At 64.1% G+C, this 12,768-nt stretch carries 2 protein-coding genes; both read left to right on the top strand.

The window, feature by feature from the left end; all coding sequences use genetic code 11:
* Positions 1 to 306 precede the first annotated feature (306 nt).
* Positions 307 to 10,362, top strand: a complete 10,056-nt coding sequence (locus IVA79_RS34260; RefSeq protein WP_247561557.1) for a VCBS domain-containing protein — start codon at positions 307 to 309, stop codon at positions 10,360 to 10,362.
* A gap of 144 nt (positions 10,363 to 10,506) precedes the next feature.
* On the top strand, positions 10,507 to 12,738 hold the full coding sequence (locus IVA79_RS34255) for an adenylate/guanylate cyclase domain-containing protein (protein WP_247561555.1): 2,232 nt from the start codon (positions 10,507 to 10,509) through the stop codon (positions 12,736 to 12,738).
* Positions 12,739 to 12,768 lie beyond the last annotated feature (30 nt).

Genomic DNA, 12,768 nt, shown 5'->3' with positions numbered 1-12,768 from the left:
GAGGGGAGATGACGCAAGTATCTGCTCCGTAGCTATACGGCAGGTTACTTTGGATGACTGGAAATGCGTGGAAATGAGCCGAATTTGACTTCGGAATATTTGAGTAATTACTTCGGCTTCTCTTTAGGGGCGCCGACCCGTGGGGCCTGCCGGAGCCAAGTGACGCGAAATCACACAAGCAATAGATGGTATCGCTAAGGACTTCCTAATGCTATGCAAGCTTAGGCGGTCGATACTTACTTAAATTTTAACCCTTTTCACGGTGCCCGTTTGAATTACGCTGGCCAATTTGACGGCGCGATTTCCTTGGACGGCCAGGGTTCCCGCTCGTCCGGCAATGCCCATGTCGATTCCTTTACGGCGAAAGCGCATGGTCACGTGCCTGAGGGCGCGTTCGTTGTTCCCGACGCCAACCTGATCTTCAACGCCGAGTTCAAGCGCACAGGCCTCGATCTCGTGTTGTCCCACGAGGATCACGAGTTCGTCATTCACGATTATTTCCGGGGCGACAAGCGCGCCGCGCTCGCCTCGCCCGATGGCGCCCATCTCACCGGCGACGTCGTCAACGCGCTGACGGGCCATGTCCAGGTTGCGCAAGCCGCGCCCGGCGCGACCGCGGCCCAGGTCATCGGCCACGTCACCAAGCTCGTGGGCAGCGCGACCGCGATCCGCAACGGCGTCTCGGTCATCCTGAACAACGGCGACAATGTCGAGAAGGGTGACGTGGTCTCGACCGGCGCCGATTCGACGCTCGGCATCACCTTCATCGACGGCACCGTGTTCGGCCTGTCCTCCAATGCGCGGATGGTGCTGAACGAGATGGTCTACGACCCCAACGGGTCGAGCAATTCCTCGCTGCTCAGCCTTGTCGCGGGCACCATCACCTTCGTCGCCGGCGAGACCGCCAAGCACGGCGACATGAAGATCGACACGCCGGTCGCCACCATGGGCATCCGCGGCACTGCGGTGCTGACCCAGATCAACTTCGTCGTTCCCGCCGGCGGCGGCGATCCGCAGCCGCAGGCGAGCTTCCAGGTGCTGGTCGAGCCGAACGGCACCACGGGCTCCTACATCCTGTTCGACAAGGTCACGCTGCTGCCGATCGCGACGGTCAACCAGGCTGGCCAGATGATCCAGATCAGCGGCGGCAACGTCTCGATCTCCAACGCGCTGATGTCGCCGGACGTGCAGAAGCTGATCACGGACGTGTTCACGCTGAAGTTCACCGACAACACCAACACCAAGCTGACCTCGAACTTCACCGACACGATCACCCAGACCAGCGACGGAGTCTTGATCAAGACCCAGGCCGGCTACGTCGCGGCCGCTGTCTTCACGAACGTCAATCCACCGGCGCAGGAGGCGCCCACCACCTCCACGCCGACTGCCGGGCGTATACCCGGCCAGCCGATTGTGCAGAGCTTTGACGCCGGCGGCGCCGTGAAGACGGCGTTCGCGCTGATCGAGCGCGCTGATACGACCGGCGACGCGCATACCGACACGATTTCCGGCCTGATCAGGTTCGTCGATCAAAACCTCGGCGACCGGCCGACGGTGAGCATCAGCCTCGCCGACGCGCCGAACTACGTCTACAAGGATGCCGGACAGCACGACGTCACCGGCTCGCTCTCCGCGCTCCAGAAGCAGGACATCGCGGCGACGCTGATCCAGATCAACGTCGTCCCCGGCGCCGGCAACGACAACAACGGCTCGGCAGTCTGGACCTACACGATCCCCGACAACGTCTTCGACTTCCTCGCGGCCGGCGAAACGCTGACGCTGACCTATATGGTCCGCGTCGACACCAATTTCGCAGTCAATCCCGAGAGCAAGTTCATCCCGATCACCATCACGATCACGGGAACGAACGACAAGCCCGTGATCACCACCGGCGTTCCGGTCATCACCTTCGAAGGCGGCACCAGCATTCCGGGTGGCCCGCTCACCAGCGATGTGCCGACGTCGGGTACCCTGAACTTCGACGACGTCGATCTCACCGACAAACATACCGTGTCGGTGGCGCTGACCAGCGCGACCTTGCCTGACGGCGGTACCGTTCCGCCGGGCCCGCTCGCGGCGTTCCAGAGCGCGATGTCGGTCGCGATCGCCGCGGGCGCCGACAGCACCGGGGACGGCACCGGCGTCATCAACTGGTCGCTGGCTGATCTGCCAGTTTATCTCGCCGACTTCATTCCGAAGAACGCGGTGCTGACGCTGGTCTACACCGTGACGCTGACGGATTCGCAGGGCGCGACCTCGCAGCAGACCATCACCGTCACGATCACCGGTACCGATGCGCCCGCGGTGGTGTGGATCGCGACCGACGAGGCCGGCGGTCCCTCCGGCGGATTCTGGAAGGACGCGGCCAACTGGGAAACCGGCACGGTTCCGACCAGCAACGACGACGTCATCGTCATCACCGATCAGCTCCACGGCCTGACGCCGTCCTATCCGGTGACGATCGATACCGCCGCCTATGCCAAGTCGCTGACGCTGGACGACTACGACACGGCGCCCGGCCACAAGACGCCGGAGATCATCAACAACAGCACGCTGACCATCGGGGGCAAGCTCACCCTCAATGCCGACGCGAAGTTCACCAACTCGCTCGGAAGCCACGTCATCGTCGGTGGGGCGATCGATGTCGAAACGATCACCCGGACATCCGGTGTGGTCGTTACCAACACCAGCACGATCACCAATGCGGGCACGCTCACCCTGGCGGCGGGCGGCACGATCGATACCCTGATCGCCATCGCCAATTACGGCACGATCGACCTGTCCGGCGGCACGCTGTTGCTGAAGAGCGATGTCGCCAATACCGGCGGTACCGTCCAGGCTGATGCCGGCGCGACGCTGATTGTCGACGGCGTGACGGTCGATGGCGGCACCGTCGCCATTCTCGGCACGCTGGAGCTCGACGGCACGAGCGTGATCAAGAACGGCACGCTGATCAATTCAGGCACGGTCAACGTCCAGGATACGGTCGCGTTCGCTCACGAGACCGTCTCCAATACGTCCGGCACGATCAAGGTGCTGGCAAATGGCTGGCTGACGATCGATCAGGGGTCGACGGTCGCCACCACCGGCAATGTCGCGATCGATGCATCCGGCAAGCTGACCATCAACGGCGCGACCATCAGCGGCGCAGGCACGGTCACTGACAATGGCGAGATTGACCTGACCGGCAACGCCGTGCTGAGCGGCGGCGTTCTCACGAACAATGCGACGTTCAAGGTCAGCAGCACCGGCAACGCGCTGAGCAGCGAGACCGTTACCAATACCGGCGCGATCGCGGTGCTGGCGAACAGCGTGCTGGCGATCGACCAGGGCTCGACCGTCGACAATTCGAGCGGCAGCGTCACCGTCGATACCAATGCCGCGTTGATTCTGGACGATTCCACCATCAGCGGCGGTGCCATCAAGGGCGCCGGCATGATCGATGTCACCGGCGTCAGCAAGATCGACGGCGGGGCTACCGTCAGCATCAGCGCGATCACCGCCGATGCCGAGTTGACGCTGGACGACGTCACCGTCTCCGGCACTGTCATCACCGACAAGTCCAGCGTCGTGATCGACGGCGCGGTCACGCTCGAGGACGGCGCCATCATCCAGGGCGCTTCCGCCGCGGCCAAGGGGGCGATCACCAATAACGGCATGCTCGAGATCGCGGGCGCTGCGACGCTGCTCAACGACGTCCTTGCCAATACCGGCCATGTCATCAAGGTCGACGACGGCCAAACCCTGACGCTGTCCGGCACCGAGATCTCGGGCGGCACCATCAACAATTACAGCGGCGCGGCCGGCGGTACAATCGACGTCACGGGCAACAGCACGATCGGCGGCAACGCCATGCTGAATAACGGCGCCGTCACGGTCCAAAGCGGCGTCACGCTGACGCTTGACGACGCCACCGTTGCCGGCGCCGCGATCGCCAATGGCGGCACCGTCAAGGTCGATGCGAACAAGAAGCTGACGTTGTCGGCTGCAGGCCTGACCGGCGGCGTACTTGCGGTTTCCGGGACCTTGGCTTCCTCCGGCGCCAGCACGATCACCAATTCTTCCATCACCAACGATGGTCTGATCGAGGCAGTCGGCGGCGTGCTGACGCTGACCGCTACGACCTCGGCCGCCATCGCCAATGCGGGCACGCTTCGGGCCAATGGTGCCGACCTCGACATCGACCAGCAGGCCGTCACCAACACCGGGACGCTGGCAGCGATCAACGACGGCACCCTGACGCTGACCTCGACGACGGTTGCCAACGCCGGCGGCGCGGTGTCCGTCGAGTCGGGGTCGACGGTCGGCCTCGTCGGTACGACCATCGAGGGCGGCACGGTGGAGATCGCGGGCACGCTGGAATCGACCGGCTCGAGCGCGATCAACACCGCCGATATCACCAACACCGGCACGATCACCGTCACCGGCGGCACGCTGACGATCGATCCCGGCATCGCTCACGCCATCACCAACCAGGGCCTGATCGAGGCGGTGACGGGCGGGGTGCTGAAACTGGCAACCGCCACCGTCACCAATATCGGCGGTACGATCGCGGTCGATGGCACTTCGCAGCTCTATCTGTCCGATGTATCTATCAACGGCGGCAGCCTGAGCAATTCCGGCAACCTCTACGGCGTCTCCGGCCTGAACGTGATCACGGCCGGGGTCACCAACACCGGAACGATCGAGGTCCAGAGCGGCACGCTCAACCTCGCCGGCGGCCTCACCGGCGTGGGGACGCTAATCATCGACGACGGGGCGACGCTCAAGCTCGGCGGTGCGGATGCGCAGACCGTGACCTTCGCCGGCGGCAGCAATACGCTCGGGCTCGACGCCACGAGCCATGGCTTTACCGGCACCATCGCCGGTCAGGCGTCGACCGGCGGCATCTTCACCATCACCGGGGATGCCGATATCACGGCGTCGAGTGGCGATGCGCTCGACTTCACGGCATCGGGCGGGACGAGCGGCAGCCATGGCAACATCGTTCTCACGCCCACCGGCGCACTGACCGGCGCGGCCAACGGCATCGTCGTCACCCAGAACGGCGTTGGCGACATTTCGCTGTCGGCGACTGGCGATATCAAGGGCCTCGCCGGCCATGGCATTTGGCTGCGCGATAGCGCGACCGGCTCCGGCACGATCACGGTCAGCAATCTCACCGGCAAGGCGACCGGCTCCGGCGCGAATTCGGTCGGCGTGCTGGTCGAGAATTTGAACGGCACCAATGGCGGCGATATCTCGATCACCCAGCTCGGCGGCGCCGTCGGTGGCGCGTACGGCATCGATGCAACAACGCAAGGCAATGGCGACATCGGGATCGACGCCGGCGGTACGATCGCGGGTGATTCGATCTACGGCATTCGGGCGCGCAGCTATGGCAGCGGCAGCCTGAGCGTTACGACGGAGGCTGGCAGCGCCCTCAGTTCGGGCAGCTCGGGCATCGTCGCGGTCAACCGGGCAAGCTCGATCGGTGGCGCGTCCGGCAGCAGCATCACTGTGACGACTTACGGCACGGTCAATTCCGGCAGCAGCCCGAACCTGGCCGGCAATCTACCGGCTGGAATCGAAGCCGGCTACACCGGTGCGGCGAGCGGCACCAGCGCCAACACCGGCGTCAACGGTGCGGTGATCGTCAACAACCACGCCGACATCACCGCCGCTTCCGGTTACGGCATTAACGCTTATAACTATGGAAATGGCGACGTCACGGTGAACAGCTTTGCCGGGACGACGATTTCGGTCTCCGGCAGCCAGAGCGTCGGCATCAACGCCGTTGCGTTGAGCGGCGGCGCCGGCGATGTCACGGTCACGCTCGGCGAGAATGTCACGATCTCGGGTGCGACGAGCTACGGCATTAGGGCCTACAGCCTGGATGCGGGTGACATCACGGTCACCCTGGCGAACGGCGACAACATCACCTCGGGCAGCTCGGGCATCGTCGCAGTCAATTACGCCGTCGCGATCGCGACCGGCGTGGGCAGCACGATCACGGTCGAGGCGCACGGCACGATCCATTCCGGCTCGACATTGAACAACGACGGAACCACGCCGGGCGGGATCATCGCAGGCTACAAGCCTGGCGGCCTCGGCACATTCTCGAATGCAGTCAACGGCGACGTCATCGTGGACAGCGATGCCACGATCACCGCCGCTGCAGGCTACGGTATCGAGGCATTCACCTGGGGCGCCGGCAACGTCACGGTCACGACCGGCGAGCTGTCGTCCATCACGGCCGCGGGCACCGCCATCGGCGCATTCGATCATGGCGGCGGCGACGTCAGCGTCACCAACAACGGCTCCGCCACCGGCACGGTCGGCCTCGCCGCCGTTGCGAGCGGCGCCGGCGATATCACCATCGTCAACGATGGCAGCATCACCAGCACGAGTCTGGCCGGAATCAGCGTGACGCAGAACGGGGCGGGTGCGACCGGCTCGACCCATATCACCAATTCAGGATCGATCGTGGCTCCGACCGCCCACGCGGCGATCTATATCCAGGAGAACGCGACCGGCACGGCGACGATCGACAATTCCGGCACGATCGGACCCGCCGTCGCCTCGACCGTGACTGCCGCGACTTACGCCATCGTCGAAACCGGCGGGGCCGTCGTGATCAACAACAGCGGTCACATCAACGGCAATGTCTCGGTCGCCACCGCGACTTTCAACAACGAAGCGGCAGGCACCTGGACCGTTTCCGGCACCAGCGTGTTCGGCAATTTGTCCTCGATCGTCAACGCGGGCCACATCGATCTGCTCAATGGCGCCTCGATTTCCGGGAGCGGCCTGAGCATCGCCAATTCCAATGAGATCGACAGCTGGGGCACGGCGTCGATCTCGGGCACTATCGCCAACACCGGCAACATCGAGGTCAATAGCGGGACCCTGACGCTGTTCGGCTCGCTGTCGGGCTCAGGCTCCGTGACGATCGACACCAATGCGACGCTGAAGCTCGAGGGTACGGTGTCGCAGACTATCACCTTCGACGGCGGCGGTGCCATGCTGCAGGTCGATACCGGCAGCTTCGGCGGCTCGATCGCGGGCTTCGCCGCGACCGACAAGATCGATCTGTCGACCATCAAATATGACGGCGGCACCTCGGCGACCTACGACCCGGTCACCGGCAATCTCGTCGTGAGCGATGCCTACGGCCACACGATCACGCTGAAGCTCGTCGGTGCCGACTACAGCAACGCGCATTTTGCCGGCAGCAGCGACGGTCATGGCGGCACGCTGATCACGCTCAATGCCGATGACGACGCGCCGGTCTTCACCGCGGCCGAGGCCCAGCCGAGCGTGAGCTTCTCCGAGCTTGCGGACACCACGGGATCGACCGCGCTCGACCCGGTTTCGGGCGGGACCGGCACGATCCATTTCACCGACATCGACCTGACCGACCGGCCGACCGCGACGATCACCGGTCAGGCCGTGACCTGGCTCGATACCGACCACACGACGCAGCTGACGCTGTCGTCCGGCGAGATCGCCGCACTCGAGCAAGCGCTGTCGCTTCAGCAGCCGGGCAACAAGAACAACGGTGCCGTCGGCTGGAGCTATTCGATCACCGACGACACGCTGGACTTCCTCGCCGAGGGGCAGACCGCAACCGTGGTGTCGACCATCGCGCTGGATGACCACCAGGGCGAGACCGATACCGCGCAGGTCACCGTCACGATCACCGGCGCGAACGACGCGCCGACTTTGGCCGACGCGACGCTCGGTGCGATCGACGAAGATGCCGCCGCTCCCGCCGGATCCAGCGTCGGCATGCTCTTTTCCGCCGGTTGCCACGATGCAGACGCCGGCGCGGGCTTCAAGGCCGTCGCTATCACGGCCTCCCACGCCACCGCGGCGCAGGGCGTGTGGCAGTACGAAGTTGCCGGCAGCAATCAGTGGATTGATATTTCCGGTGTCAGCGAGACCAGCGCGCTCGTGCTTGCCACCGACGCGCTGATCCGCTTCGTGCCGGCCGCGAATTACAGCGGTGTGCCGGGCAGCCTCGACGTGCATGCGCTGGACGACACCTATGGCGGCAACGTCACGACGGCTGTCCTCATCGATATCACGTCGCCCGCGATCGGCTCCAGCATATCGGCTCAAGCTGCGACTCTCAGCACGGAAGTGATCCCCGTGGCCGATCCGCCGGCGTTTGCCATCGACTATACGCCGATTCCCGATGCAGGGGAGTTCCTGGTCAACACCACCACGGCGAACGACCAGACCTACAGTGCGGTCGGTGCGCTCTCGGACGGTGGCTACGTCATTGCCTGGGTGTCGCAGGGGCAGGACGGCGACGGCACCGGGATCTATGCGCAACACTATGCCAGCTCGGGCGCGAAGGTCGGGGGCGAGTTCCGAGTCAACACGGCGACTGGGGGTAGTCAGTCGAGCCCCTATGTGGTCGGGCTTGAGGGCGGAGGGTTCGTCGTGAGCTGGACCTCCGGCAGTGACAATCAAGCGACCATCCACTTGCAGCGCTATGATGCCGCGGCTTCGCCGGTGGGCGGCGAGGCCTCCCTCAGCGGCTATGGCGAGAATTCGACGCTTGCGGCGCTGTCGAACGGCGGCTTCGTCATCACCTACGTCACGTTCGACAGCAGCACGTCAGGCACCTACGGGATCGTCTACGATGCCAGCGGGACCGCGACGTCCGGTCCTTTCTTGATCAACACCACGACTGCCAGCCAGCAGCAGGGCGACTCCGTCGCCGCGACTTCCGATGGCGGCTTCGTGGCGTCGTGGCATTCCTATGGCCAGGACACACCGGACAGCTGGGGCGTCTACTTCCAGCGGTTCGACGCGCAAGGTAACAAGCTCGGCGGAGAGGTGCAGGTCAACACCAACACCGCTGGCGATCAATATGGCGGCGAACTCGCCGTGCTGAAGGACGGGTCGATCGTCGTATCCTACACCGACGCGAACGCGCTCGTGCTGAGGCACTTCAGTTCGTCCGGTGCGCCGATCGGTAGCGAGGTGAGCATCTCGGATGCGATGACCGGGACGGTGCAGACCCTGCCGGACGGTGGCTTCCTGGTAACCTACCAGAGCCATGACGCCCCTGGGAGCCTCGGTCTTTTGGGCCAGCGCTTCGATGCATCGCTCCACGCGGTCGGTTCGTCTTTCGTCATCAACGAGACCACGGCTGGCGACCAGCTGTTCCTGCCCGATCGGTCCAACCCGACCGCCGTGACGGCGGCCGGCAAGATCGTCTCGGCCTGGTACACTTCGGGCGTCGGTGGCAACGACGTCGAGGCGCGCGTGTTCGCGGTGCCTGGGTTCGGCTCGGAAAGCGGCCAGGTCAAGCTACCGGCCATCACCGCGGCGGCTGCCGACACCGACGGGTCCGAAACGCTCCTGATCAAGCTCTCGGGCTATCCGGCCGACGCGACCTTCTCGATTGGTCATGCTGGAACCGGTGCCGATGCCGGCCACTGGCTGATCAGTGCGGCGGAAATCGCATCGCTCGGGACGTCGGGACTGACGATGACTGCACCGGTCGGATACCACGGCGAGTTCAGCCTGCATGTCGGCGCGACCGTCATCGATTCCGTGAGCGGCCTGAGCGGGCCGCTGACGGACACTTACACGGTCACGAAGGATGTGATGGTCAAAGTCGACGGCGGGCCTGTCATCGACACTTCCGGCTTCCACGTCGAGCACATCAACGAAAATAGCACCGACATCATCACCGACTTGCTGGTCATCGACAACGACGCCGGCGCCGCGACGCATAATTTCACCGTCGAAGTGTCGACCGCGCACCCGACCGTCAGCAGCGTCGGTCTCTATCCGACGTCCGGTTCGCTCGATGAGATCAATGCGGGTCTCGCCGAGGGCGCAGGCATCACCTACGATGCGGGTCAGACGCCACCGGATACCGACCAGATCACGCTGAAGGTGACGGATACGACCACCGGCCTGTTCGACACCGTCAATTTCATCTTTGAGGCCGGCGACATCGGCCAGAGCCTCATCCTGGAAGGCACCAGCGGCAAGGACGTCATCTTCGCGACCGAGACGAACGACACGCTGACCGGCGGCGGCGCCAAGGACCAGTTCGTGTTCATGCCGGGCTTGATGTACGACGGCAGCGGGCAGCCCGTCACCGATTTCTCGCACACCATCACCGACTTCACGGCGGGCCTCGACAAGATCGACCTCCGCCAGTTCTCGGACGTGAGCTCGACGAGCAACCTCGCCATTGCTCAGCTGCAGAATGGCGACACCCTGATCACCTGGAATCAGGAGGTCACGCTGCAATCCGGACCGATACAGGAACACGAGTCGCTTCTGCTCAAGAACGTGGTCGCCGCAAATCTTCAGGCCAGCGATTTCATTTTCGGCGCGCATGTCACGTGAGGACGTCCGGCTCTTTTGGCCGATCGGTGCGTAGCTCGACGGGCAAAAATTCCTTCTCTACCACCCTTAGGGAATAGCCAATCGCACGTGGACGCTTCATGATTGATGCGCCCGGCATGATCCGGGGCAGGAAGTCCTACTGGCATGAAACGTCTGAAAATCCTGCGGCGGTGGTTTGCGCGCAAGTTCGGCTTCGCGCGGCTGATGTGCCTTGCGCTGCTGGTCCTGTTCGCCGGCGCGCGTCTCTGGGATCCGCCGCCGATCCAGGAGTTGCGGCTACGCACCTTCGATATGTTCCAATTGATCGATCCACGCGACAAGGCGGCGCGACCCGTGACCATCGTGGATATCGACGACAAGAGCCTCGCCAAGCTCGGGCAATGGCCGTGGCCGCGGACGCGGATCGCCGACCTGATCCAGAATCTCACGAATAATGGCGCGGTGGCGATCGGCTTCGACGTGGTGTTCTCGGAGCCCGACCGGCTCAACCCGGATCTGGTTGCGAACCAGATGCGCTATCTCGATGATGCCACCCGCGCCAAGCTGCGCGAGTTGCCGACCAACGACCAGATCCTCGCCGACGCGATCAAGCGCTCGCGCGTCGTGCTGGGCGAGACCGGGCTTCCGGAGGTCTTGTCCGACCTCGATAAATCACTTCCGTTCACGGGCGTGGCGACGGTCGGGGAGGAGGGCGCCGAACGCTTCCTGTTCGAATTTCCGGGCTTGCTGCGCAACGTGCCGATCATAGAGAGGGTTGCGGCCGGCCGCGGCCTGTTTTCAATCAGGAAAGAGCGGGACGGGTTCATCCGCCGCGTGCCGATGATCATGCGTGCCCAGGGCAACATCATGCCGTCGCTCAGCCTCGAGATCCTGCGCGTCGTCACGGGCACGCCGACGCTGCTGGTCAGGACCGACAAGACCGGCGTGCGGGGCGTCCGCCTCAAGAGTGTCGAGATCCCGACCGACAAGAACGGCCAGTTCTGGGTGCACTATGCCCGCCGGGATCCATCGATCTACGTCTCCGCTGCCGACGTGCTCGACAACAGCGTGCCGCCGAGCAAGTTCGCCGGCAAGCTGGTGCTGGTCGGGACTTCCGCGGCCGGGCTGAACGACATCAAGACCACGCCGGTGTCCGCGACCATGCCGGGGGTCGAGATCCACGCCCAGGTGCTGGAGAGTGTGCTCAGCGGTGCGGTGATCTCGCAGCCGAACTATGCGCTCGGCGTCGAGCTGATCGCGGCGCTGGTCATCGGCCTGCTGGTCATCATCTTCACGCCGAACCTCGGACCGGTGCGCCTGGTGCTCGCGGGTGCGGCTTTCGCTGCCATCCTGGTCGGCGTGTCCTGGTTCTTCTATACGCAGTACCGCTATCTCATCGACTTCACCTATCCGCTGCTCTCGACCACCGCGGTCTATCTGACGCTGATATTCGCCAGCTTCGTGCGCGAGCAGCGACAGCGCGTGCAGATCCGCGGGCAGTTCGCGCAATATATGTCGCCGGTGCTGGTCGAGCAGCTGGTGCAGTCGCCGGAGAAGCTCGTGCTCGGCGGCGAGGAGCGCGAGATGACCATCATGTTCTCCGACGTGCGCGGCTTCACCACGATCTCGGAGAGCTACAAGCATGATCCGCAAGGGCTCATCGAGTTGATGAACCGCTTCCTGACGCCGCTGACGGACGTGATCATCGAGCAGAAGGGCTATATCGACAAGTACATGGGCGACGCCATCATGGCGTTCTGGAACGCGCCGCTCGACGATGCCGAGCACGAGATCAACGCCTGTGAGGCGGCGATCCAGATGCTGGAGCAGATCGACGCAGTCAACAAGGAGCGTGAGCAGGAGGCCGCCGAGGGCGGGCATGTCTATATTCCGCTCAATGTCGGCATCGGCCTCAACACCGGCATCGGCGTCGTCGGCAACATGGGCTCCGATCTGAAGAAGAACTATTCGGTGCTCGGCGACAGCGTGAACCTCGCCTCACGCCTGGAAGGCCAGTCGAAGGAATACGGCTTTCCCATCATCGTGGGATCCAGGACCGCGCTCGCCGCCAAGGACAGATTCGCGATCCTCGAGCTCGACTTCATCATGGTCAAGGGCAAGACCGAGCCGGAGGTGATCTACGCCATCGCCGGCCGCGAGGACGTGATGCATTCCGCGGCCTTCCAGCGCCTGCGCAACATCACCATCGAGATGCTTGCCTGCTACCGCGGCCGCGACTGGCAGGGCGCGCTGGATGCGATCGAACGCGGCCGTCGCAGCGAAGACGCCGACACGCTGGAAAAGCTGTTCAGGCTCTATGAGGCCCGCATCAAGGATTTCCAGCTCAGCCCACCGGCCGAGGGCTGGACCGGAGCCTATGCGCTGCTGACGAAGTAGGAGCCACGGCGTCGCTCCCGTAGGATGGGC

This window comes from Bradyrhizobium sp. 138 (assembly GCF_023074075.1).
In the GTDB taxonomy this organism is placed as follows: domain Bacteria; phylum Pseudomonadota; class Alphaproteobacteria; order Rhizobiales; family Xanthobacteraceae; genus Bradyrhizobium.
The sequence above is the reverse complement of the archived record's forward strand: the minus strand, read 5'-3'. Positions and strand labels throughout refer to the sequence as shown.